The organism is Sphingomonas pollutisoli, assembly GCF_029167165.1.
Lineage (GTDB): Bacteria > Pseudomonadota > Alphaproteobacteria > Sphingomonadales > Sphingomonadaceae > Sphingomonas > Sphingomonas pollutisoli.
In genome coordinates this window covers 109,532-132,847 of sequence record NZ_JARFNJ010000008.1, presented here as the reverse complement: position 1 = coordinate 132,847, position 23,316 = coordinate 109,532, and the positions used below count along the sequence as shown (strand labels likewise).

Annotated in this window: 27 protein-coding genes and 2 tRNA genes; 17 read left to right on the top strand and 12 right to left on the bottom strand. The window is 62.5% G+C overall.

The window, feature by feature from the left end; translation table 11 throughout:
• Nucleotides 1-35 precede the first annotated feature (35 nt).
• Nucleotides 36-227, top strand: coding sequence for a hypothetical protein (locus PX554_RS18160; RefSeq protein ID WP_275503975.1), 192 nt, complete (start codon nucleotides 36-38; stop codon nucleotides 225-227).
• On the opposite strand, the gene PX554_RS18155 is transcribed toward PX554_RS18160, so the two are convergent.
• From PX554_RS18155 to PX554_RS18130, 6 genes are all read right to left on the bottom strand, one after another.
• Nucleotides 209-1,225: a 1-aminocyclopropane-1-carboxylate deaminase/D-cysteine desulfhydrase gene (locus PX554_RS18155; RefSeq protein ID WP_275503970.1), complete on the bottom strand. Its 1,017-nt coding sequence runs from the start codon at nucleotides 1,223-1,225 to the stop codon at nucleotides 209-211. The two genes, PX554_RS18160 and PX554_RS18155, sit on opposite strands and share 19 nt — an antisense overlap.
• Nucleotides 1,222-2,553: a class-II fumarase/aspartase family protein gene (locus tag PX554_RS18150; RefSeq protein WP_275503931.1), complete on the bottom strand. Its 1,332-nt coding sequence runs from the start codon at nucleotides 2,551-2,553 to the stop codon at nucleotides 1,222-1,224. The genes PX554_RS18155 and PX554_RS18150 overlap by 4 nt, the downstream gene beginning before the upstream one ends.
• Nucleotides 2,550-3,464, bottom strand: a complete 915-nt coding sequence (locus PX554_RS18145; RefSeq protein WP_275503930.1) for an XcbA family protein — start codon at nucleotides 3,462-3,464, stop codon at nucleotides 2,550-2,552. Before PX554_RS18145 ends, PX554_RS18150 begins: the two co-directional genes overlap by 4 nt.
• Complete coding sequence (locus tag PX554_RS18140) at nucleotides 3,451-4,257, bottom strand: phosphosulfolactate synthase (RefSeq protein WP_275503929.1); 807 nt, start codon at nucleotides 4,255-4,257, stop codon at nucleotides 3,451-3,453. Before PX554_RS18140 ends, PX554_RS18145 begins: the two co-directional genes overlap by 14 nt.
• Nucleotides 4,258-4,583: 326 nt before the next feature.
• Nucleotides 4,584-4,994: an OsmC family protein gene (locus PX554_RS18135; protein WP_275503928.1), complete on the bottom strand. Its 411-nt coding sequence runs from the start codon at nucleotides 4,992-4,994 to the stop codon at nucleotides 4,584-4,586.
• A 74-nt stretch (nucleotides 4,995-5,068) separates the two neighbouring features.
• Complete coding sequence (locus PX554_RS18130; protein WP_275503927.1) at nucleotides 5,069-6,466, bottom strand: aminotransferase-like domain-containing protein; 1,398 nt, start codon at nucleotides 6,464-6,466, stop codon at nucleotides 5,069-5,071.
• 236 nt (nucleotides 6,467-6,702) lie between these two features.
• Here PX554_RS18130 and PX554_RS18125 point away from each other — a divergent pair, with 236 nt between their 5' ends.
• The 5 genes from PX554_RS18125 to PX554_RS18105 are packed head-to-tail and all read left to right on the top strand — an operon-like array spanning nucleotide 6,703 to nucleotide 11,509.
• On the top strand, nucleotides 6,703-7,830 hold the full coding sequence (locus PX554_RS18125; protein ID WP_275503926.1) for a Nit6803 family nitrilase: 1,128 nt from the start codon (nucleotides 6,703-6,705) through the stop codon (nucleotides 7,828-7,830).
• A complete protein-coding gene (locus PX554_RS18120; protein WP_275503925.1) occupies nucleotides 7,820-8,917 on the top strand; it encodes an MSMEG_0568 family radical SAM protein in 1,098 nt (365 codons plus the stop codon). Before PX554_RS18125 ends, PX554_RS18120 begins: the two co-directional genes overlap by 11 nt.
• Nucleotides 8,914-9,462: an MSMEG_0567/Sll0786 family nitrogen starvation N-acetyltransferase gene (locus PX554_RS18115; RefSeq protein ID WP_275503924.1), complete on the top strand. Its 549-nt coding sequence runs from the start codon at nucleotides 8,914-8,916 to the stop codon at nucleotides 9,460-9,462. The genes PX554_RS18120 and PX554_RS18115 overlap by 4 nt, the downstream gene beginning before the upstream one ends.
• The gene (locus PX554_RS18110; protein ID WP_275503923.1) at nucleotides 9,459-10,457 is read left to right on the top strand and encodes a sll0787 family AIR synthase-like protein; all 999 of its coding nucleotides are present in this window, start codon (nucleotides 9,459-9,461) and stop codon (nucleotides 10,455-10,457) included. The genes PX554_RS18115 and PX554_RS18110 overlap by 4 nt, the downstream gene beginning before the upstream one ends.
• A complete protein-coding gene (locus tag PX554_RS18105) occupies nucleotides 10,454-11,509 on the top strand; it encodes a Pnap_2097 family protein (RefSeq protein WP_197707541.1) in 1,056 nt (351 codons plus the stop codon). Before PX554_RS18110 ends, PX554_RS18105 begins: the two co-directional genes overlap by 4 nt.
• A gap of 102 nt (nucleotides 11,510-11,611) precedes the next feature.
• Here the strand turns inward: PX554_RS18105 and glyA are convergent, their stop codons facing one another.
• Nucleotides 11,612-12,925: a serine hydroxymethyltransferase gene (gene glyA, locus PX554_RS18100; protein ID WP_100239678.1), complete on the bottom strand. Its 1,314-nt coding sequence runs from the start codon at nucleotides 12,923-12,925 to the stop codon at nucleotides 11,612-11,614.
• 576 nt (nucleotides 12,926-13,501) lie between these two features.
• On the opposite strand from glyA, the gene PX554_RS18095 reads away from it, so the two are divergent.
• From PX554_RS18095 to PX554_RS18075, 5 genes are all read left to right on the top strand, one after another.
• On the top strand, nucleotides 13,502-16,030 hold the full coding sequence (locus PX554_RS18095; protein WP_275503922.1) for a hypothetical protein: 2,529 nt from the start codon (nucleotides 13,502-13,504) through the stop codon (nucleotides 16,028-16,030).
• Complete coding sequence (locus PX554_RS18090) at nucleotides 16,027-16,251, top strand: hypothetical protein (protein ID WP_275503921.1); 225 nt, start codon at nucleotides 16,027-16,029, stop codon at nucleotides 16,249-16,251. Before PX554_RS18095 ends, PX554_RS18090 begins: the two co-directional genes overlap by 4 nt.
• Nucleotides 16,248-16,505 carry a hypothetical protein gene (locus tag PX554_RS18085; protein ID WP_275503920.1) on the top strand — a complete coding sequence of 86 codons (258 nt, stop codon included), beginning with the start codon at nucleotides 16,248-16,250 and terminating at the stop codon, nucleotides 16,503-16,505. Before PX554_RS18090 ends, PX554_RS18085 begins: the two co-directional genes overlap by 4 nt.
• Nucleotides 16,499-18,853 carry a hypothetical protein gene (locus PX554_RS18080; RefSeq protein ID WP_275503919.1) on the top strand — a complete coding sequence of 785 codons (2,355 nt, stop codon included), beginning with the start codon at nucleotides 16,499-16,501 and terminating at the stop codon, nucleotides 18,851-18,853. The genes PX554_RS18085 and PX554_RS18080 overlap by 7 nt, the downstream gene beginning before the upstream one ends.
• Nucleotides 18,854-19,268: 415 nt before the next feature.
• Nucleotides 19,269-19,562: a hypothetical protein gene (locus PX554_RS18075; protein ID WP_275503918.1), complete on the top strand. Its 294-nt coding sequence runs from the start codon at nucleotides 19,269-19,271 to the stop codon at nucleotides 19,560-19,562.
• Nucleotides 19,563-19,580: 18 nt separating this feature from the next.
• On the opposite strand, the gene PX554_RS18070 is transcribed toward PX554_RS18075, so the two are convergent.
• Nucleotides 19,581-19,712, bottom strand: a complete 132-nt coding sequence (locus PX554_RS18070) for a hypothetical protein (RefSeq protein WP_275503917.1) — start codon at nucleotides 19,710-19,712, stop codon at nucleotides 19,581-19,583.
• 115 nt (nucleotides 19,713-19,827) lie between these two features.
• On the opposite strand from PX554_RS18070, the gene PX554_RS18065 reads away from it, so the two are divergent.
• From PX554_RS18065 to PX554_RS18040, 6 genes are read left to right on the top strand one after another with little or no spacing between them, the layout of a single operon-like run.
• Complete coding sequence (locus PX554_RS18065) at nucleotides 19,828-20,241, top strand: hypothetical protein (protein ID WP_275503916.1); 414 nt, start codon at nucleotides 19,828-19,830, stop codon at nucleotides 20,239-20,241.
• Entirely contained in the window at nucleotides 20,238-20,873 is a 636-nt protein-coding gene (locus PX554_RS18060) for a glycoside hydrolase family 19 protein (RefSeq protein ID WP_275503915.1), read from the top strand. The genes PX554_RS18065 and PX554_RS18060 overlap by 4 nt, the downstream gene beginning before the upstream one ends.
• Nucleotides 20,874-20,884: 11 nt before the next feature.
• Nucleotides 20,885-21,208 carry a hypothetical protein gene (locus PX554_RS18055; RefSeq protein ID WP_275503914.1) on the top strand — a complete coding sequence of 108 codons (324 nt, stop codon included), beginning with the start codon at nucleotides 20,885-20,887 and terminating at the stop codon, nucleotides 21,206-21,208.
• The gene (locus tag PX554_RS18050; RefSeq protein ID WP_275503913.1) at nucleotides 21,205-21,588 is read left to right on the top strand and encodes a hypothetical protein; all 384 of its coding nucleotides are present in this window, start codon (nucleotides 21,205-21,207) and stop codon (nucleotides 21,586-21,588) included. Before PX554_RS18055 ends, PX554_RS18050 begins: the two co-directional genes overlap by 4 nt.
• Before the next feature lie 13 nt (nucleotides 21,589-21,601).
• Nucleotides 21,602-21,766 (top strand): hypothetical protein, encoded by a 165-nt coding sequence (locus PX554_RS18045; protein WP_275503912.1) that lies wholly within the window; start codon nucleotides 21,602-21,604, stop codon nucleotides 21,764-21,766.
• 38 nt (nucleotides 21,767-21,804) lie between these two features.
• A complete protein-coding gene (locus tag PX554_RS18040; protein WP_275503911.1) occupies nucleotides 21,805-22,014 on the top strand; it encodes a hypothetical protein in 210 nt (69 codons plus the stop codon).
• A gap of 75 nt (nucleotides 22,015-22,089) precedes the next feature.
• Here the strand turns inward: PX554_RS18040 and PX554_RS18035 are convergent.
• The 4 genes from PX554_RS18035 to PX554_RS18020 form a co-directional block, all read right to left on the bottom strand.
• Nucleotides 22,090-22,164: transfer RNA gene (locus PX554_RS18035), tRNA-Met, on the bottom strand.
• A 6-nt stretch (nucleotides 22,165-22,170) separates the two neighbouring features.
• Nucleotides 22,171-22,244, bottom strand: a tRNA-Thr gene (locus PX554_RS18030).
• A 229-nt stretch (nucleotides 22,245-22,473) separates the two neighbouring features.
• Entirely contained in the window at nucleotides 22,474-22,710 is a 237-nt protein-coding gene (locus tag PX554_RS18025; protein ID WP_275503910.1) for a hypothetical protein, read from the bottom strand.
• Nucleotides 22,707-23,198, bottom strand: coding sequence for a hypothetical protein (locus tag PX554_RS18020; RefSeq protein ID WP_275503909.1), 492 nt, complete (start codon nucleotides 23,196-23,198; stop codon nucleotides 22,707-22,709). Before PX554_RS18020 ends, PX554_RS18025 begins: the two co-directional genes overlap by 4 nt.
• Nucleotides 23,199-23,316 lie beyond the last annotated feature (118 nt).

The following is a 23,316-nucleotide window of genomic DNA, read 5'->3' as shown; positions in this document are numbered from 1 at the left end:
AGCTTACGCGCAACATCGTCTGAGATGACTGCCCGATGATGCAGGTCGAGCACGTGCGCGAAGTCTGCGATGTTCAAGCCGTGGTGCAATACGCCAGCATCGGCGATCTCCCACCCGAACCCGGCCTCGATCAGCTCCGGCGCTGGTCCATCGGCGGAAGGACCTTCAACGCGGGGCGCTGCCCGTTCTTCTCCGGTGGGGAGCATGCTCATTTGATTTCCTTATGATCGGGCGAAGGATGACCGGGTGTTCCCAGCCGATCGGCGACCGCCAGAGAGCCGCCGGTATGCCAATAGAGGATCGGCCGGTTGGTCTCCGGCAGCAGGTCGCAAAGCCAGCGTAGCGCCTTGCCGTTATAGGTTGTGTCGATGAGCAATCCCGAACACCGCATTATGTCGTCGACGAATGCCGCATCGTCCGAGTCATAGTGATTGAAACCGGCCCCTCGCGCGTCCACCAGCTCCCAGCGGCAGTTCACGTTCGCGAGACGCGAGCGCCCTGCCCCACAGGCCCGCGCCTTGGCGTCGATTCCCTCCCGCAATTCCTCGGGTGGACGGGAGACGCTGACACCGATCAGTTCCAGATCGAGCGGCGTCTCCTTTTCGTCACCTTCGAAGTTGAACAGAAAGCCGGCCAGCAGCCCCGCGATGCTGCCGCCCGAACCGACGGGAATGACCAGGGTAACGGCGTCGACCCCGACTTGCCTGAGCTGGCGTCGTACCTCTCCCGCGGCATGGGCATATCCGAATGCCCCGACTACCGTGGCACCGCCACGCGGCACAGGATAGGGACGCCGGCCTTGCCCGCGCAAGGTTTCCGCGAGAGCATCTGCCACGTCCTCCATCCTCGCGCGATCAGGAGACCCGGTGTAGCGAATGGCGGCCCCGGCCGCCTCGCCGGCGGCCAATGCCGCGGGCTTCGGATCGGGCTCTGTTCCATAGCTGACCTGGATGGTCGCCAGACCGCGGGCGGCGCAGGCGGCCGCCATGAGCGCCGCGAAATTCGATGTCGGACCGCCGCACAGCACAACCGTGTCGCAGGCCTGCGCTTCGGCATCACCGAGCAGATATTCGATCGTCCGGACCTTGTTCCCGCCCCAGGAATAGCCGGTGAGATCGTCGCGCTTGACCCACAATGCCTTGCGGCCAAGTGCTGCCCCAAGATCGGGGCGATGCTGGAGTGGGGTCGGCAGCGCGGCAAGCGGGAGGCGCGGCGGCGCGATCATCGCCAATGCTCCGGCTCCGCCTCGCGGCGCTGCCGGGAAGACGCGATTACGCGGTCGACCATTTCTGGCCCCGACCCCAAATCGATATCGGCGATTGCGGCAAGTTCGGCAGGCGTCGCTACTCCCTCCAGTGCGTCTGCAAGCGAGAGCCGCTCATCGCGGATGCGTCGGTACGCCTGCTGCAGCGTCTGCTGCGCGACATGCTTACCCAGGCGTGCCGTCATCAACCTCAGCAGATGCTCAGACGCCGGCACGAGTGCCAGATTGCGAGCCATGGCCTGGGTATCGACTTCGAGTCCGTCGAGGAGGTCTCGCGTTAGCGAGCTGGTAGCGAGGACAGAATGGGCGAGCGTGGGGAAGACCGACCATTCGAGCTTCCAGGCCCGGCCATCTCGCTCATGTTCATGGATCATGGCATCGGCGAGAAGCGCGCTCTGCGCGCGCGCAAGCTGGGCCAGTGTGACAATCTGCTCGCTGTTCTCCGGATTGCGCTTGTGCGGCATGGTGATGCTGCCGACCGTCCTGGCGGCTGGACGCTCGCCAAGTTCGCTGATCTCGCGACGTTGAAGGCCATAGACCTCATTGGCGATCCGGGCGAGCGTGTTGACCGCCATCGCGGACACGTTTGCGAATTCGACGAACCGGTCCCGCGCTGAAAGCCAGGAGATGGCAGGTTCGGCCAGTCCGACATTTCTGCAAAAGGCTGTCCGCAACGGAAGGCCCTTGGCTCCGAAAAAACCGAGCGTTCCGACCGCACCCGCGAACTGGCCCGTCAGCCAGCGATCGCGCCCGTCGTGGAATCTGGACAGATCGCGTCCAACCTGATCGGCCCAGCTCGCAATCTTGAAGCCCAGCGGGATAGGTGAGCCGAGCTGGCCGTGGGTTCGGCCCGCCATCGGCGTTAGACGATGGGTCGCGGCAAGGTCGAGAAGCCTGTCTTCGATCGCGCGCAGGTCGCGCCAGAGGAGAGAGCCGGTCGCGGCAAGTTCAAGCGCCTGCGACGTGTCGGTGATGTCCTGGACGGTCGCGCCATAATAGACGTACGGCGCCGCGGAGGGCGATAGCAGATCCTGCAACACCTCGATCATGCCGAGAGTCGAATGACCGGTCCTGCGCGTCGCTTCAGCGATGCGATCAATGGGAAGCTTGCGGTCCCTCAGGGCGGCTATTTCCAGCGCGGCTTCCGCCGGGATCAGGTCCAGCTCGGCCTGGGCTTGAGCCAATGCGATGATGACGTCGAGCCAGCGGTCGACCCTGACCGGCTCGTCGAAGATGGCATGGCTTTCCGGCGTCGACCAGAGATGGCCGAATATCCGGGAATCGATCATGTGCGCGTCCACGGCACGTCAACTTTGGAAAGGATATGGACGAGGGCCTTGCGCACCTCATCCAGCGACGAACCCCAGGGGACGTAGGTCGCGAGGTCACGTGCCTCGACTCCCTCCTGGATCAGGCAGCAGCGGGTGATGGTCCTCGCCGGATCGAGGTGCTTGCCGAGAAAACGGGTCGGACAGATATCCACCACTGGCGCCTGGGTGCCGTAGAACCAGCGGTGGATCTGCTGCGACCGGTCGCAGCCGAGGAGAATCCAGTCCACCTTGCGTGGACGCTCGTCGAGATAGGCGACCTTCGTGTCTGGAAATTCGAGGCCTGATCCGCGGCAAGGCACCAGCACCTCGGCGGGTAGCGGACTGACATGCGCTGCGAGTTCTTCTCGGCTGTCGACCAGGACCGGAACTGGCACGATCGGCGGCAGGTCTTCGGCCACCGCAAGAACCCTTTCCACCTGATCGAGCAGCTTCGACGGAAAGGGCGGGACAATGTCGAAGACATTGAGGAGCAGCGGCGCCGGATTGAGGATGAAGCTCACATGGCCGTACTCGCCCTCCACGATCACGCAGGGCACGTCCGGGTTCTTGATCGCCACCAGTGCAAGTTGGGACGGAATGGCGGTATCGATCCTGGGTTCGTAGAAATATCGACAGCTGGCCGCCGGAGCGACGACCCGAACGCCCGTGATGACCGAGAAGAGCGCCTTGCTCTCAGGACGATCGACCTCGACGAGCGCGCATTCTTCGCCGAGCCGGGCGACGATGAATCGCGTGCGCATATAGGCTTCACGCCCGAGGAAGTGCTGCTCCAGCCATGCCGGTTCCAGGCTCTCGACATCGCTGCTGATTGCCACCTGCCGATAGCGTGTAGGCATGATGTTCTGCGCCGAGGGGTCAAGCGTGAACAACGCGGCGCCCCTCCCTATCGACGTCAGCCAGCAGCTGGAGCGTGTCAGCGCGCAGTCCCAGACGCAGGGTTTCAAGGCTGATCACGTCGTCGACGAGAATGTTGCCCAGGTTGACCTCCGGACCGAACTCCCGGATCAGAAAGGCTTGCTGCGCCCGTTGCGGCGCTTCGAAGATCAGCTTGTCGACGAACCTGCTGCGCGTGACTGCATGGAGGATATCGTTCCGGATTTTGCCATATTCGTCATACAGGCCGACGGTTCCGCTTTCCCGCCCCTCGATCACGATCCAGCGTGCGCCGGCCTGGGCGTCCGTCTCAAGCTGGCTGACCCATTCGGCCGAGGTCAGGCGTTTGGTGGGATCCTTGCTGCCGATCTCGGAGAGCACCTCGAACCCGAGGGCGTTCGCGCGTTCGATCAGAGCGAGCTTGTCGTGGAAGGGAATGTCGGTTGCACCATCGGAAACCTCAACGCAGTCGAAGCCCCTTTCAGCGGCAAATTCGAAGAAGGCCTCGGCGCGCCCTCGTAGCCACGCGATTTCGAGCAGGGTGCCGCCGGTACAGGTCTTGATGCCGGCGGCTTTCAGAAGCGCGATTTTTGCCGGCGCAGTCGGGTCGACGTATGAGGTCCCAAAGCCGAACTTCCAGACATCGATATAGCGCGCAGCGGATTCCAGGATCGCCTGGACATCGTTCGTCGTACTGCCCTTGTCGAGGATATGGGTGATACCGGTTTTGCGGGGCTTCGCTGATCTTGCGGGAAGGTCAAGGAAGGTGGGAAGCTGGCTGGCGGGCATAAGCGCCGCTCTCCTTACTCGTTCTTTTGATACTATAGTGAATGATGTAATTCTCATACGACATATCGTCAATGGCGAGACTCGAGGCTGGCGCGCGAAAAGCCCCTTGGTCCCGGGAGGGATCGACTGCGCGCGCCCTTGTTAAGCCATTATTGTTGGTCGGATTTTCCAAGTCAGCGTCTGAGGATTCCCTGCGGGCTCGTCAGTCGACCGAGGTCAGATGGAAAATACGATGACAGTCATCGGCGCAATTTATCAACGCAACATTGCATTTCGCCATTTCCACGGCTCTGCCAGCTTGTGAGATTTGAGCGCCTTGCTTGAAATTACGTTCCGATCAACTCGTGGGCGATCACGATATCGAGATCGGATTTTAGCGTGTTGGTGACATAGCAGACCCGCTGCGCCTGTCGTATGAGGCCGTCCAACGCGGCCGGGTCGCAAGCGACCCGCGCATCGATACGGACGGCACTAAAGCGCGGCCCGTCATAGATGCCCGTCGCCGTAACATTGATTGCATCAACAACGACCGATCGGTTTCGGGCGCTGAAGGCCAATGCCAGCGTAAAGCAGGAGGCGATCGAGGATAGAAAGAGCTCGGTGGGCTGCGGCCCGCGATCGGTGCCGCCCACATTTTCGGGCTCATCCACGACCAGGGTGAACCGCCCAGCCTGCACCTCACAGGAAAGGCCTCCCCGCCATTCACTGACCACCGACCGTTCGCGGTTCGCGGACATATTCTCTCCTGTTATTTGGGTTTGGGCGAGATCCGGCGCGGTCTATCGCCCCGCCATCTGGCCGAATCCGCGCCTCAGAGGAATGAAGTCACCGTAGCCGGCATCGCCTCCAATGCGTGCGCTGCGCATTCGAGGGCTCGCTCCACGGTCGAGCGCGGCGCTGGTCCGCCAAGGCAAATGCGCACCGCTTCCGGCGGGGTTCCGGACACGGTGAACGCGTCGCTCGGGACGATCCCCACGCCCGTCGAGCGCATGTGACCGACAAAAGCCGACCGCGTCCATCCGGCGGGAAGTGACAACCAGATGTTGAAGCTGTCCGGATCTCCTTCAAGGCGTTGGTCGGCAAGGATCCGGTGCGCGAGTTTCTGTCGTTCCTCCGTCTCGACGCGAACTGCGCGCAGGATGGCATCGGCGGTTCCATCTTCGATCCAGCGTGTCGCGAGAGCCAGGGTGATAGGCGAGGCAATGACGGTCGCTGAACGCACCGCCGATGCGAACCCCCAGGTCGACCGCTTCTCCGGCACGACGACATAGGCGGTGCGCAATCCTGCTCCGATGCATTTTGCCAGCGAGGCAACATACCAGGTGAGATCCGGCGCCAGGGATGCGATGGTCGGCGGCGTTCCCTGTGCGATGAAGCCGTAGGCATCGTCTTCGATGATTGCGACATCGAAGCGCCGGGCGATCTCCACGATCTGCTGCCGACGCGCGAGCGAGATGGTGAGGTTGGTCGGATTCTGAAGCGTGGGGTTCAGATAGAGGGCCTTGGGCGAAAAGCGCGCGCAGGCGTCTGCGAATGCCTCCGGATCAATCCCTTCGTGATCCATCGGGAGGCCGTGGAGATCTACGCCGACGAGCGCCGCGACGGCCCTTACACCCGGATAAGTCAGGTTCTCGCTGAGCAGCACATCGCCAGGCTTGGTAAGAGCGCTCAGAATTCCCAGCAGCGCAGCGTGTGCGCCTGGGGTGACATAGACCTGCTCGATGGCGGGAACGAGGCCGCGACGCGCCAGCCAATGCAGCGCCGCCTCCTTGTCACGCGTTCCTCCACCGAAGGATCGGTAACGGAGCATCGGAAGAATATCTTGTCCGATCGCATCCCAACCAGCTCGCATGCGCTCGATCAGTTCAGGATTGTGCGGCTCCGGCGGCAGGTTCATCGAAAGATCGGTGTCGTCTGCATGAGCCCGGGATAGCGTGGTCACGTCAGACCTCGCTGCCGTGCGCTGAGTCGGCAGGACGAAAGTCCCCTGCCCCTGCCGCGCCTCGACCAAGCCGCGTTTCTGCGCCTCTCCATAACCGCGGGCTACGGTCGTGAAGTCGATCCCCACACGCTCCGCAAGCAAGCGCTGGGCGGGCAGACGGTCGCCCGCGACCAGGCGCCCGGCCTGCACGTCCGATGCGATACGGTCGGCAAGGGCGAGGTAACGCGGCCTGGCTGAGGTTGAAAGATCGGGCGTCCAGTCGTGCATGAGCTCATTGCTTCAAAGTCTATGATGGATTGACCGTACAGTGTTGCGCGCACTGAGGCCAGCCCGACAGGAGCTCCTCATGACAGGTGGCAGCGCGCTCGTTGACGGCATTGTGCAGCGCGGAATGATAAGAAACCCAAGCAGTTGTGTTGACGGCTTTCCGCAAGGGGTTTAGGCCTCATGATAGGAGAATGAACGGACATAAGATGGCATCATGAGTCGACACTATCGCCGCAATGATGTGGGCATTGACTGCATCATATCCAATCAATTTCCCGTTTCATGTCGCGGGTTGGCTGCACCTGCCCCTTGCCAAAAGAGCGAAATTGTCCCTGCAACCTGAGAGGAAAGTCATGTCTGAAAAACGTGTGATCCGAGCTGCCGCCGTACAGATCGCCCCCGATCTCGAAACACCGCTGGGCACGCTCGATCGCGTCCTGGCAGCGATCTCCGATGCCGCCGAAAAGGGCGTCCAGTTTATCGTCTTCCCCGAGACGTTCGTCCCCTATTACCCCTATTTCTCCTTTGTGCGCCCGCCGATGACCAGCGGTGGCGACCATATGCGCTTCTATGAAAATGCCGTCGTGGTACCCGGCCCGGTCACCGAGGCGGTCAGCCAGGCCGCACGGCGGCACAAGATGGTCATCGTGCTCGGCGTCAACGAACTCGACCATGGCACAATCTACAATGCCCAGCTGATCTTCGACACCGATGGCCAGCTCCTGCTCAAGCGCCGCAAGCTGACCGCCACCTTCCATGAGCGCATGATCTGGGGCGGCGGCGATGGTGCCGGCCTCAAGGTTGTCGACACCGCCGTGGGCCGGGTCGGCGCGCTCGCCTGCTGGGAGCATTATAACCCGCTGGCGCGCTACGCGCTGATGGCGCAGCACGAGGAAATTCACGCCGGGCAGTTCCCGGGCTCGCTGGTCGGCGACATATTCGGCGAACAGACCGAGGTGACGATCCGACACCATGCCCTGGAAAGCGGCTGCTTCGTGGTCAATTCGACGGGCTGGCTGACCGAGGAGCAGATCGCATCCATCTCGCCCGATGAAGGGCTGCAGCGCGGCCTGCGCGGCGGCTGCATGACGGCGATCATCTCGCCGGAAGGCAAGCATGTCGTCCCGCCGCTGACGTCGGGTGAAGGCCTTCTGGTCGCCGACCTGGACATGAGCCTCATCATCAAGCGCAAGCGCATGATGGATTCGGTCGGACACTATGCTCGTCCCGAACTCCTGTCGCTCCTGATCAACGACCAGCCGGCAGTCCCGATGCGCCGCGCCGGTTCGATCCGCACCGTCCCTCATGCCGTGGTGAACACGGAGGCAGGCGAAGATCAGGGGGCACTCGAGAATGTCGACTGAGTCCTTGATCAACGAGTTGCAGTCCTTCGGGATTCGGCTCGTCGATCCCAAGAGCTCGGGGGTTAGCCGGCGCGGTGGCGCCGGCCCTTCCGACCATATGCCGGTGACGATCGACGGTACCACCGTGATGGTGCCGGTTCACAATGCGCCGGCTTTCGAGAGCCCGTACCAGGCGGACAGTCCTGACGCGGCGGGCCTGAGCCGACTGAGCCGGGACGGCGTGCAACTCGCCGCGATTTCCTTCCCCACGAAGCCCAAATTCTATGAGCTTTCGACAGCGGATGGGGTTCCCTATTCGCATATCGCTACCCTGCACGGCCGCGATGTCCTGGCTACGACGATCCTGCAGACCTGCATACGCTACCAGAGCCGCACCAAGGCCTGCCAATTCTGCGCAATCGGCCAATCTCTGGCGGCTGGCCGGACGATAGAGCGCAAGACGCCCGCCCAGCTGGCCGAGGTCGCCAAGGCCGCTGTCGAACTGGACCATGTGCGCCACATGGTCATGACAACCGGCACGCCACCGGGCGCCGATCGAGGCGCCGCGATCCTCGCGGAGAGCGCCGCGGGCGTGAAGGCTGCAGTCGATCTACCAATCCAGGCCCAGTGTGAGCCGCCAGACGACGATCTGTGGTTCACGCGTCTGAAGGATGCCGGCGTCGACTCGCTCGGCATGCATCTCGAGGTCGTGACGCCAGAGGTTCGCGCACGCATCATGCCCGGCAAGGCCCAGGTCTCGCTCGAACGCTATTTCGACGCCTTCCAAGCCGCGATCGAGGTGTTCGGATGGGGACAGGTCTCGACATTCATCCTCGCGGGCCTCGGGGACAGTCGCGAGGATCTCCTCGAGGTCTGCCGACGGCTTGTCGAGATCGGGGTCTATCCGTTCGTGGTGCCCTTCGTTCCGATCGCGGGTACTCCACTCGAGAGCCATCCGTCGCCGAAACCGACCTTCATGCACAGCGTGCTCCAGCCGCTCGGTGTGATGCTGCGCGACGCGGGCATGCAGTCGAGCGATATCAAGGCGGGGTGCGGGCGATGCGGCGCCTGCTCGGCTCTTTCGACCTATGAACGGCGCGTGTCATGAGCGCCGTAGCGCAACAGACCGTGCCGGCACCTTCGGTGCGCATCAAATGGGCGACAGCGGAGTGGGAGCGCGCCGCGGCTTTTGCGCTGCGACGTGAAATTTTTTGCGAGGAGCAAGGGGTTTTCGCGGCGGACGATCGCGACGAGATTGACGAGATCGCTATCGCGCTGGTGGCCGTTGCGCAGGACGAGATTGGAGCTTCCCGGGTGGTAGGCACGGTGCGGATCCACGAGGATCCGACCGAGCTCCACACATGGTGGGGATCCCGCCTCGCCGTCGATCAGGCCTATCGGGGTCGCGCTGGTGGACGGATCGGTTCCGACCTCATTCGCCTGGCTGTTTCCTCGGCGCATGGCCGTGGATGTAGACGCTTTCTGGCGAATGTGCAGAGCCAGAACGGCCTTCTCTTCCAGCGGCTGCATTGGCGCTCGATGAAGGAGTTCGACCTGTTTGGCAGGCCGCATCACCGAATGGAAGCTGATCTGGAATACTACCCGCCCTTCGATACGCCCCAGGTGGGTTTCCTGTCCCGCGGACGCGGATGAGCACGGCAGGCATTGACCTGGGCGCTCTCGCCCGATCGCTGCGCGAGAGCCGCAGCTTCGCCGCCAAGGCAGACATCGCCGAGGTGGTGAAGTCCCTGGGGATAGACACCGGTGCAATCGCGGTCGGTGACGATTGTGCTGCGATCCCCGATGGCGACGGCTATCTGCTGTTCGCGATCGAGGGATTCATCAACGAGTTCGTTGCCAGCGATCCCTGGTTCGCAGGCTGGTGCGGCGTGATGGTCAACGTCTCCGATATCGCGGCGATGGGCGGTCGTCCCCTGGCAACGGTGAATGCCGTCTGGTCGGACGGACAAGACGGTGCCCTGCCCATCCTCGAGGGCTTGCGTGACGCATCGCGCGCCTTTGATGTCCCTATGGTCGGTGGGCATAGTAATCTACGGACGAAGAACAGCCAGCTTGCGCTCTCGATTCTCGGTCGCGCGAAGAAGCTGCTGACGAGCTTCGATGCAGTACCAGGCGATCATCTCGTGGCGGCCATCGATCTGCGTGGTCGGTATCGCGACCCTTATCCAAACTGGGATGCGGCCACCTCCGCGCCAACCGCGCGCCTGCGCGGCGATCTCGAGTTGCTGCCGGAGATCGCCGAAGCTGGGCTTGCAAGAGCGGCCAAGGACATCAGCCAGGGTGGCATCGTCGGCACTGCAACGATGCTCGCAGAATGTTCAGGCGTTGGTGCAATTATCGACATCGATGCGATCCCAATGCCACCAGGCGTCGGGATGGAGCGCTGGCTCCAGACTTTTCCGAGTTTCGGCTATCTGCTCGCGGTCGGCCCCGATCAGTTAGATGCGGTTCTAGCCCGGTTTCATACCAGAGACATCGCAGCCGCGCCGATCGGCATTATCACCCAGGATCTCGCTGTACAGATTGAGTTCGACGGACACCGGGAAACAGTCTGGGACTTGTCTGACCGGCCGTTGATCGGATGTGCTCCCGTTTCAGCAACCAGCCACATCGAGATACCGGCATGACGGGCGCTGTCCGCCCCATCGGCAAGGTTCATCATGACGCCTTGCGCGAACCCTGCCCTGCGTGCGGCCAGAAATTGTTGTTGAGCGCCTTTGGCCGGTTGCAGGATCGCTGCGAGCATTGTGGCTATGACCCGGTGGCATCCCCCGTCGTGCCGCCCAGCCCAACCGGAACGCCTCGGGCGGCGCAAACGTCTTCGTGGCTGAGCAGCCGCAGGGAAACGATCCTGCTCGGCATGCCGCAGTTGAGCCTGCAAGGTCTCTCGGAGACGTGGTTGCTCAAGCAGCTTGGGCACCAGCACTGGATGATGCTCGCGAACTTGGCCGGCCAGAAGGCTCCGAGCTTCATCGATGAGCGCGGAGACCCCGTCTATGCCGCATTCTGCGCGATTTCGATTCAGGATGGCGATTTCGGTTCTGCTCGGGAGAACGATGAGCTGATGGTGCGATCGCGCCTGCGACGCGTGACTCAGACCCAGATGTTGAGCCGCCATCGGTTGCTCGTGGCCGGCCGCCCTATCGGGCAGGTTGAAATGGTATCGGTCTTTGTCCGGAGGGGGCTAACCGGCGGCAATCACACTGTTTCGCGTTTCGTCGTGCCGGGCCTGCCCAAGCCGGAACCCTATCGCGGCCGGGAAGACCTTCCCGGTCGGGCGGCTGCCATGCGCGCGGGCCATCTTAAAGAGCATATGGGCTTTGCGCTGGACCGCCCCATAGGGACACCAGTTGTCCCGATCGATCCTTGCCCGGCACAGGATTTCAACGGCGCGGGTTTTCTCTATTTCAGCAGCTTCGCCTCATTTGTGGATCGCGCGGAATGGCAGTTCGCTCGCGACTGCGCGCAAACGGCAACGACCGTGCGGCGCGACATCTTCTTCGCTGGGAATCTTGACCCAGGCGAGACCCTGACGGTTGGCCTTGTCGATCAACGATATGCTCAAGGGCTCGGCGACCTCAAGCCAGGTAGCCAGACTCTTTCGCATCATTGCCGGCTTGTGCGGACAGGAGACAATCAGCCGATAGCCGAGGTTTTTACGATCCGGCAGATCAGCTGATCGTTGAGGTATCCGGACGAAACCTTCCGATCAGTGGGCCGTGTTGTGAGCTATCCGGATCACGGGAAATAAGGGGCAGGCATTTGCCCGCCCCTCGAGTGCTCAAAGCTCCGGGTAAATCGGGAAGCGCTCGCACAGTGCACGGGCCCGCTCTCGGACGTTCCGCTCAACCTGATCGTCGCCCTGTTCTCCATTCTCGCGCAACCCATCGAGCACGTCGGCGACCATGTTGCCTATTTCGTGGAACTCGTCCGTGCCGAAGCCGCGCGTGGTGCCTGCCGGCGAGCCGACGCGGATACCGCTGGTTTTGACAGGTGGCATTGGATCGTTGGGGATGCCGTTCTTGTTGCAGGTGATCCCCGCCCGCTCCAGCGCCTCGTCCGCATCCTTACCGGTAACGCCGAGTGGACGGAGATCGACCAGCGCGAGATGAGTGTCCGTGCCACCGGCAACGAGATCCGCGCCGCGCTCCTTGAGCGTGGCCGCCAACACCTTGGCGTTCTCGACGACAGCACCGGCATACGCCTTGAATTCGGGTTGCAGTGCTTCGCCAAACGCCACTGCCTTTGCGGCAATCACATGCATCAGAGGGCCACCCTGAAGGCCAGGGAAGACAGCTGAATTGATCTTCTTGGCAATAGCTTCGTCGTCGGTGAAGATCGCACCGCCACGCGGGCCGCGCAGCGTCTTGTGCGTGGTCGTGGTCACCACATGGGCGTGGCCGAAGGGCGTTGGATGTACGCCGCCCGCGACGAGCCCGGCGAAATGCGCCATGTCGACCATGAACAGTGCGCCGACCTCGTCCGCGATCGCGCGGAAGCGCGCAAAGTCGAGGATCCGCGGATAGGCCGAGCCGCCGGTGATGATGAGCTTCGGCTCGTGCTCCTTGGCCAGCCGCTCGACCTGGTCGAAGTCGATCAGGTGGTCGTCAGGGCGTACAGAATATGGGACCGCGTTGAACCACTTGCCACTCATCGCCGCACGGGCTCCATGGGTTAGGTGGCCGCCGGCATCGAGGCTGAGGCCCATGATTGTGTCGCCAGGCTTGGTCAGCGCCAGCATCACCGCGCCGTTAGCCTGCGCACCCGAATGCGGCTGGACGTTGGCGAAGCCGCAGTTGAAGAGCTGCTTGGCGCGATCGATCGCGAGTTGCTCCACCTCGTCCGATGGGTGACAGCCTTGATAATAGCGCTTGCCCGGATAACCCTCGGCGTACTTGTTGGTGAAGACGCTACCCTGCGCCTCCAGCACCGCCTTGGAGACAATGTTCTCGGATGCGATCAGCTCGATTTGGTGCTGCTCGCGATCGAGCTCATTCGCGACACCGGCGAACACGGCCGGATCGGCTTCGGAAAGAGATCGGGTGAAATAGCTTTCGAGGTGGGCGTGGGCGGCGCTTATGGGACTGGTGCTCATCAATTCCTCCGTAGGGCGCGGGAGCGGAATCGGATGATGCCAACATCGGCATATGCGCCGCTCGCCGCTTGCAGTTGCGGGGTCGGAGCCAGAATCTACCCTGAGGGGCATCCTCCGGCTTCCCGTCTTCGCCCTGCCGCCACGCTTGGGATGGGTCACCTCGCTGTTGCTCAATCGCGGGTTAGAAATGCTGCGTCAAGCACGATATAAAGGTATGTTTATGTCGTTATAGCTTTGCCCATCGCACGAGACGACGCTCTATCGGGAAACGGGCAACGACCATAAGCGGCACTTATATGCCTCATCATAGCATTGAGGTGCCCGCACGCAGCAACTCAGCGCCCGCCCCCTTGAGCGCAACAAGCGGCTGGGACATTCTGTGCCCAGATAGGAAGAAGTTCGGTCGAGCCATAGGCTTCTAGGAGCCTACCGAATAACTGCCCGATCTAGTTGCCGACGCATCCCGCAAGTGGCGGCTACTCTTTGAAACTGTGAACGCGAAACTGACTGAATTTTCGCTACGATGGCGCTGAAGGGCGGAACATCGCCGCGGCGAACGGCTGGAAGGCCGGCGGGATGATCTATTCCGGCGACGACAAGTGGGACACGATGAAGAAGATCCTGCAAGCCGGGATGGGCGAGCCGCTCGCCCTCGGCGCGCGGATCAGTTGCCTCGTCAACGCGCCCAAGGTTTCGCTGGCGAACATCGCGGTCGATGATGTGATCGGCGCTGCAAGCGTGGCTGGCACCCAGCCGCGCCGCAACCGCATCAACACCATCACCCCGCGGTTCCGGCTCGAGGAGAACAACTGGCAGTTGCTGCCCGGCACGCCGATCTCGGTCGCCGAATATGTCCTCGCTGATCGCGGCAAGCGGTCGAAGGTCCAGGACTATCCCTTCATTCAGCAGACGCCGCAGGTCGCGACGGCCGTCCGCTATGACATCGAGAACGCGCGCGAGTTCGGCCCGATCACCCTGCCGCTGAAGCTGGTGTGGATGGGCTACAAGCCGGGCGACTGCGTCACCGTGACCCTGCCCGAGGTCGGGCTGAACGCGCAGCCGGTCCTCTTGCTGAACCGTGAGCTTGATCCATCGCAAGGCGTCGTGACGATGACGGCGCGCAGCGAGACCGCGGCGAAGCACCCCTATGCGCTCGGGCAGACCACCACGCCGCCGCCCACGCCCGGCTTGACCGGCCCTCCCCTCATCCCGGTTCCGGGCGCCAATGCCTGGGCGATCACTGCGACGTCGATCCAGTCGAGTTCGGGTACGGTGCCCGCGCTGGTGATCGAAGGCGCGCGGGACGCGTCCGCGATTGACGGGATCGTGTTTGACTACCGGAAGTTCACCACTGGCCTCGGCCCGGATGACGGCTGGATCACCGCTGGCATCGAGCCGCCATCGGCGACCGCGAAGGTGATCGCCAGCGTCGAGGCGACGGTTCCGTACCAGGTCAGCGTCCGATACAGCCGCAGTTCGCGGAATGGTGGACGCCTCATCCTCGGCCCCGTCGGCACCGATGCTTTAGAAGTGGCGCTAGTCCCCCCCGGTGCAGCGATCGGCGGTACGGTCGGCCCAGGCGGCGAAGTGGTGGGTGGCATCCCCGCCAGAACTTTTGTCGATGCGCTCGCAGAACTGGCGAGCTCTCCTGACCCTGACAAGCAGATCGAGGGCGCGAAGGGCCTGGTCGACCGCACTCGTGAAACGGCGTTGACACAAATCAAGAATCAGTTGCTTGCGTTCGCCCGGAAGACGCGCACGGATTCGGCGACCCATCTCGACGGCATCCCGATGGGTGCGCGCGTTCGAACCGAGATCACGGAACGGATCGAGCAAGGTCTCGCCCTCGCGCAACAGATCGTCGAAGTCGAAGCCGCCATCACCGGGCCGAACGGCCCGATCGCGGCAGCGGTGACGCAACTCACCCAGGCGATCGCCGATGGCGATCATGCGCAAGCGCTGGCGTTGCAGGCGCTCGATGCAGCGATCACCGGCCCCGATGGTCCTATCGCGGCTGCCGTCACGCAACTGACGCAGGCGGTAGCGGATGCGAACAGCGCGCGCGCCGAGGCGTTCGACCAGCTTCAGGCGGCGATCACCGCCAATGGCGACGCGCTGGATGCGGCGTTCACCCAGCTCAACCAAGCCGTGGTGACAGAGCATGATGCGCGCGTGCAGGCCGACACGGACCTGAAGGCGGAGATCACCGGCCCGAGCGGGCCGATTGCAGCAGCGGTGTCGCAGCTCAACCTTGCACTCGCTACCCAACAGAGCGCGACCGCGCAGATGATCGCCGACCTTCAGGCGTCCATCACCGGGCCTCAAGGTGCGCTTACGGGGGAAGTCGCTCGGCTGGATCAGGCAATCGCGGACGAAGCTGGCGTGCGCGCGAGTTCTATTACGACGCTCAAATCCACCGTTGATGGCCAGACGGCGTCCATCGATGTGCTGTTCGAGACGATCAACGGCCAGCAAGCCATCGCCCAAATCGCCGTAACCGTCGACGACAACGGCGCGCCGGTCATGACTGGCCTCAAGATCAATGGGCAGGAACACCTATTCGCGATTGCTGCGGATCGCTTCGTGGTCGGCAACAGCCTGATCTTCGAGGTCGATAGTACGACCGGCACCGTTTACATGAACAACGTCGTTGTCGGCCGGCTGAAGGCGCAGAGCGTCACCACCGATGCGCTGGTCGACAATTCGGTGACGGGCTTCACCTCGATCAGCGGGTTGACCGGGGAACTCGACAGCACGCTCACATCGACGATCAGCGACGTGTTCTACGTCCCGTCGCATTACGGCAAGGTGATGCGGCTCGATGTGAATTTGAACATCACGTTGATTCCCGGCCAAAACCCAAACTTCTTCATGCAGCTTTACCGGGACGGTGGGCCGATCAGTCGCGCTTTCCAGCTAAACTCGACATCCGCCACCAATGGCGGGTTCCCGGCTTTCTTCACGCTCATCGATAATCCGCCCCCAGGCACCCACGGCTACCAACTCTTCTTCAGTCGCTACACCCCGATTTCGGGCGGCGGCGCGACTGCGGCGGGCATCCGGTACACCTACGGCGAGATCTACGCGCAGGAGTTCTACAAATGATGTTTCGGTTCGCAGCCGTGCGCCCCGATGGATCGATCGCGCGCACCGTCACCGCGTCGAGCGAGGCAGTGATCGACCTGAATATGCCAGCCGACACAACGAAGATCGAAGCGCCCGAAGCGGCCGACGCGCAGGATACGCCCCGCGTGGGCATGCACACCTATGACTTTTCGACAGGCACATTCCGTCGCGTCAACGGCGCGGATGAGGGGCAGGCATGAGCACGACCGACGATCAACTCTCCGCGATCAGCGCGCAGCTTCAGGCGTTCCTCGCGACGCTCGACAATTCGGTCAACTGGCAGATCCTGTTCCTCGCCGGCTCGACCGACGATCCCGACAGCTTCGATAAGGATGGCGGGAAGACGGGCGCGCTCGGCTATTACCCCGTCGTCAACGTCTCGGGGCAGACGGTTTATATGCCCTGCCTCGCGCGTCTCAGCGCTGATCTGCAAGTCGTGAGGGCGGAATGGTAAGCCCATCGATCAACTTCGCGCGAGTCGCCGCGCTGCCGTTCGGCCCCTATGTTCCGAACACAACCTATTTGGTCTCAGCCGATGGCCAGACGGTGCAGACCTACGTCGTCGGAAGCGACGGTGTCGCGCGGGTGAATGTCGATCCGGTCGCGCAGGCGCAACTCGTCCTTCGGGTCACCGCGCCGAGCGTGTTTTTCGGTGCGGCTCAGCCCTATCCGCTCGGCGCGCGCGTAGTGGCCGATACCGGACAGACCTGGGACATCGTCGTGTCCGGCACCGGTGATTACGATCACCCGCTCTCGGGGGTCGGCGTGCGCGTCGCCAAGCTCGCATCGGGAATGTACCCTGTCACCGCATGGCCGATCGTCGGAGACGGTGGTGTCCATCGTATCGCCGAGCGCTGGAGCTTGCCGCAGGCGCAGCGGCTTGCCCCGTGGTTGCAAGACATCACCCGTAGTCTCGATTGGGTTTCGGCGCAGGCTGCCGTAATCGCGATTTCACGGCGCGGCGGCGGTATCATCGATTTCACCGGGGCCTGGCTGCGGTTGATCGACTATGAAAGCCTCGCCCCGTATCCAGGCGTGTCGCTCTCCGGTTACGGATGCAAAATCACCAGCGACTGGAACCCCATGAAAATCTGGGGTGGCGTGTACCGGCTCGATGGATACGCGACGAATCCTAAATTTCGGTGGTCTCCGATCGCCAGCCTCGCGGATCGCTCGATCACGCTCGCCAATGTCTCAGACGCCGCGAAATACCGAGTCGGTGGCATCTACAATCTGTCCAACGGCCCCGGCGGCATCAAGGATAACGGCAACGAGCCGGTGCTGTGCCAAATGGTACGGATCACCGCGATCAACGGTGCCGTGCTCAGCACCGACAAGGCCATTTCCGATCTCGGTTATTGGGTCTCACCACAGCTTGGCGATACAACCGCGCGGCAGGACGGCACCGGTCTCACCACCCCGTCCTACAACATGCCGGACTGCGATGTCTGGGCGGACAGCTTTATCGAGGGGTTCGAGGTCTTTCCGGCTGCGACAGCGTCCTATTACCACACGCTGTTTACCGGTGCGGGCACCTACAACTGCGATATCCGCGACATCATCAGCCACGGCGGCGCGATCGTTTACGGCAATGCGTTTTGCTACTCCCGGTTCACCAACAATACTGTCTATGTCAAAGCGGGCGTCGGGCCTGCATCGCTCGGCGAGATCAAGATCGGATCGATCGGCACGATCGAGACCGGCACCCGCTATCTTGAAGAGGGCAACGTTACCGGCATCAGGGCTACGCTCGTCAACTTCGGCGAAGGCGCGCGGGATTGCCACTCCACCGGCATCTATTTCGACCTGCCGAATTGCCCGGTGGCGATATTTTTCTCGTCGTCTGGCATCCGCTGCACGGCCAGCGGCATCCGTGGCCGGTGCCTCGGCGGCAATCAGGTCGCGATGATCCTGCTGTCGCAGACCAACAAGCCGACCCTCTCGCCGGTGCGCGCACACAAGGTCAGCGATGTAAAGGTCGACCTGCTGGGCGGCGCGCAGGGCATCATCATCGACTACAATGGCAATGCCGACGCCGACAAACTCGACGTATTTTCGGGGATCACCATCAACGCGCTCGGCGGGGCGACAGTGGATCGGGTTTTTACGACCGCGACATGTGTGTCGGCGACGATTGATGGCATGACCTCGCCGGGCAGAGTCTTGCTCAACTCGCCGGTCATGACTGATCTGAGCCTACGCAATTTGGTCGTCGATCGCCTGCACGCGCTTTACGTCGATGGGGTAAAAATAAAGAACTGCGTCGCTCGCGCCGCGCAGGATGCTTCGGAAAAATCACCCCAGTTTCTGTCCCGCAAAGTCTATCAGGAGATCGTGGGCACCGGCACCTTCGATCTGCTCGCGCTCACGATCCCTTATGACCTCGCGGTCGGCGCCACCGATGCATGGTGGGAGGCCGTGCAGTTTCAAGCTATCGGCTCGGGACCTGTGGCCGGAGGAGCGACGCTATCGGTCGGCTTGCGCAATGACACGACGGTGCTGGCGACCGCTGTCGTCACCAATACGACCGGCGGCGCGCAGACGTGCAACTGGACTGCCACGGTCCAACTGCAACGTTTCAACCAAAACACGGCAAGGATCACCATCACGGTCATCAGCAATTTGGGTACTGCCATCGCGCATGGTCAGGTGGCGTGGCCTCGCGTCATAAATGTTGTTGGCCGCACCCTGACTCTGACGGCAGGCCCATCAGCAGTGCCCGGCACCAACAACAAGTCCATCATAACTTCGGCTGAAGGCCGTTACATTCATTCGGCTTTCGAGATGTGCGCCAATGTTTGACGTTGGCAGCCGACCGCCAGCGGCTCCCAGCAGGCAGACGGCGCTCGCGTGAAAGTGTTAGCGTCGGCGGCGTCCCTTGCGCCGATACAGGCGCTTGTATTTGGCTTCCCTCGGATCATACGCGGCGCGCGCCTCAAGCCATAGTCGCCAACCGCAATAGCCAAGCCCAACCATCAGGGCGACGAGCAGAATATAGACCATGAGAGAACGACTCCGTTCCGGGTTTTCCTCTCCTGCGCAACGTCCTACCACATATTGAGGTCACAGGCGCCACGCTCGGGCTGCGCACCGCCGAGTCCGTTGCGCTGAGGATGCCGAAACCGAGCACCGATAGCTCCGCATATCTCTCGCCCATTGCCCCGCGCCAGTGATGGCGCGCTGCTGCCCTTCGACTAGCATTTTCTCAGGAGGCCGTATGTCCGACACGCAACAAGAACCCGAATACACGCCCGAGGAACTCGCTCGCTCTCAGCGGATTGTCGCGCTTGATATGGCGAAGAAAGGGGCTGAACTCACCGCCCGTCGCTCGGCGTACCGAAACGCTACGGCCGCACTTCTCGCGAAGCCGGAGTGGGCGACCGTCCGCGATGATCTGGCGGCTATCGTCAGCGGCAACGAGGCGGACGGCTTGCTGTCGTTCCACGTCGCTGCGCTGGTCGACATCATGGGCCGGCTCGACAAAGCTGTGCCGGTCAGTTCCTCGGGCTGAACCTCAAACCCGCCCCGCTCAATACAGGTCGTACAGCCGCGACGAATCCTTGCCCTGATCCCACACGTAGAACGGCAGCAGCACCAGCGCGATCGGCAGCAACACCATCACGCTGAGAATGGTGAACGCGCCCAATACATATCGCTTCATAATCATACCCCTGTAGCCCCGCGTCTAAGACGCCCCGGCGGCGGCTTTCCACACCCGTTCACAAGGAAAATCCGATGACGAATAAGAGCATCGCGACTCATGCGGTCGCGCGTCGATGAACGCTGCCATTGAGGGCCTGGTAGCTCGCAGTACCGCGAGCGGTTGGGTGCTGTGCATCCTCGTCGTCGGCGGACTGTTCCAGCAATGGCGGATGTGGACCAGCCAGCGCCCGAAGATGCGCGAGCTCGAGAATGCCGAAGACGCCAGCCTTCGCGCCGACCTGATGCGGATGCTCGCTGAGGCGCGCACGGACCACGCCAACCAGATCGCGGACATTCGCCGCGAGCAGCAGGATGAGCGCCACGCCTGCGATGAGAAACTGAGGGCCATGCAAGCGCAGATCGATGGCTTGGTACGCCAGCTCATCGCCGCGCAGGTGATGACTGGCCGCGCGCTCGAAATGTCGCCGGAGGTTCGTGCCGCTGGCGAGCGCGCGATGCGGGTACGCGACGAAGGGAGCCATGAATGACCATCAACGGCATCCAAGTCCAGAACCGCCTCAACGCGCGCGGTGCCGGGCTCAAGGTCGATGGCTCGATCGGCCCGCGAACCTATGCCGCGCTGCTCGAATGGGTCGGACAGCGCAAGCTCGGCGACAAGGGACTCGCACTCGGCGAGGGCATGGCGCGGTACCTGGGCCCGGCCGGCATCACGACGCCGCTCCGTCTGCCGCACTGGCTTGGGCAGGGCTCGCATGAGACGCAGGGTTTCACGCTGCTGCGTGAGGCATGGGGACCGACCGAAGCGCAGAAGCGCTATGAGGGCCGGGCTGATCTTGGCAATACCCAGCCGGGAGACGGATTCCGGTACCGCGGCCGCGGCATATTCCAGACGACCGGGCGCGGCAATTACGAGGATCTGGCGACGCGCATCAAGATCGACGTCGTCGCGCATCCCGAGCTGCTCGAGGAACCGCACAACGCAGTGCTGAGCGCCTGCGACTACTGGACCGTCAACAAGCTCGCGCAGTGGGCCGACGCTGACGACACGCTGGCGATGAGCCGGGCGATCAACCTCGGAAACCCGCGATCGACCCGCACGCCGAACGGCTTGGCCGAGCGCCAGGTCGCCACGGCGCGCGGGCGCATCATTCTGATCTGAAAGGACAAGCAATGAACGCTCGTCTGCAACTGTGCGGCCTTGCTGCACTGACGCTACTCGCCGCAGCTCTGCTCTACCTCATCGGCGCCACCTTCGCGATCATCGGCCACCACATCGGCCCGGATGGCCGGGTGCCGTCTGCCGAGGCGTTCGGCTTGACCGCGCTTCTGCTCTCGTTCCGCGAGGTTGTAGCGTCAATGCGGTCGATCTGGGATGCGGTCGATCGGTCGAACCTGACCGACAAGCTGGCTGCCTCGCTGCCCAGCGCTGCAGCGATCGGCGATGGCCCGACCGGCAAGCCCGATGATCCTGTCTCGATCGAGGTGAGACCATGAGCCTAATCCCAAACCCCGTCTCGGCGTTCATCAGCGCCAACAAGCCGCTGCTGCTCTACGCCGGGATTATCGTCGCCGTCATTGTCCTCCTAACGCTCGCCTATTGCGCCGGCGGTGGCGGTGTCCGCGCCGAAGACGATCGCGAGACGATCAAGATGCAGACACAGACGATCTCGGCGGACGGCAATGCCTCGGACGCGCGGGTCGCGGACACCATGAAGATCAAAGACCAGGAACAGGAACTCAAGGATGTCGCGAAAAGCACAGCCACTTCGACTTCTGATGATGCTCGCCGCGCTCGGCTGTGCGTCGTCATGCGGCAGCAGGGTCGTAACGCAACTGCCGACGCCTCCGGTTGCGGACCTTCGCCCGCGCGCTGAGCCGCCCGTGCCCGTGGCGGCGCTCAAGCCGGGCAAGGAAGGCGAGGACGCGGCAAACGCCTGGAACGATCAGGTGCTGATCTGGGGCCGCACAGGATGGGCGCAGGTTGGGCGTCTGTGCCGGTGGGCGGCCGATATGCACATGCCCGGCGTCACTCCGGATATCTGCACGCCCTAACGGAACCCACCTCACGTAATTTCGAAAGGAAAATGACCATGACCGAAGACCAGATCAAGCACATGGCAAACCGCTTCCTCGCATGGAAGCTGCCGGAAGACTTCAACCCCGACGCAGGAATCAGCTTCAAGGCGGATTTCAACGAGGGCACTCCCCATCCGATGAAGCACACGCCGCATGGCACCAATCTGCTCGACGCCACGCAGGCCGAGGCGATGGTACGCTACATGGTCGCCGATATGCCCTAACGGAACCGCGAAACCCCTCTCCCCCACCTAGAGCGCTCGGGCTTCGGCTCGGGCGCTCTTTTTGCGTGTGGGGGATGGTGCTTTAGGAAGGACTTGAACCTACAACCCGGCCCTTATGAGGGGCTGGCTCTACCGTTGAGCTACTGAAGCATTATCTGGAGCTAGTTGCAGGAATCGAACCCGCATCACCGCCATACAAAGGGGGCATCCTACCATTGAACGAAACTAGCTGGCGCGATCGGCAGGATTCGAACCTGCAAACCTTCAAGCTGTAGCTTGCTGCTCTACGCCGGATGGAGATTGCGATCACATGTACGGTGTACCTTACCGGGATCGTCTTGTTTTCACAAATTCCACCCCATCCCCATAACCCCGCGTATCACATTGACCGCGAGCATGGCGAGGACATAGACCAGCATAACGAGGCCGATGGGATTGGTGCGGCGGGTCACCGGAGCGCTACCAACGCTTCATCAACCTTTCGGCCATTTGCTCGCGGAATTGTTCGATAAGGAACCTCTCGCGCTGCGCATCAAGATCGCGCCACCACATTTGCCAGATGATCGTATCGGCAGCTTCATGGTCGCCGGCCGCAACCAACCGATCGATCACGGCTTTCAAGTGGACGTTATTGAGTGCCCGATGCTTGCTTACCGCGGTTGGCTTGTAACCGGCATAGACCTCGCTCGCCTTCACCGCTTCTCTCCCGCGACCGGAGCACGTCCCTTCCGTTTGGAAGTCACCTCGGCTGGAGCAGCGAGAGCATCTAGCGCCGCCAGCACTTCGTCGATCTGCCTGTCTCCGTCCTGCGGTGGCCATTCCTGAGCTACCATGACGTCGCGCACCGCACGCTTCGCATCCTCCATCACCTCCGCACGGATGCGGGCGCCATAGCGGGCGAAGGCATAGGCTAGCTGGCAGTTATCCTGCACCGGCTCGTTCAGATATGACAATGCGGCCTCGTCGGCCTCCTGCGTCACTTCCAGCCCGGCAACATCGGATGGGGTGGTGGGGATGGTCACCTCCCCTGCTGGCGCTGCTGTTGCCGAGAGCGCGTGGTGAGTAGATATCACTTGGTCTGCTGCGTCTAATAGGTTCGGAATCGCGCTATCTATTCCATCGTCCCGGACCCATCGAACAGCTTTCGTTAGCGCCTCTACCGCCTCGTCGTGTTGGATGGTCATCGGGTCTGGTCCTTCGGAGGCTGGCGAGGACAGCGGGGTGATTGGCATGTCTTCTCGCTTGTCGGAGGGCAAATGCAACCGGGTGGAACAATAGGCCACCTCCACTGCTGGTTTTCGA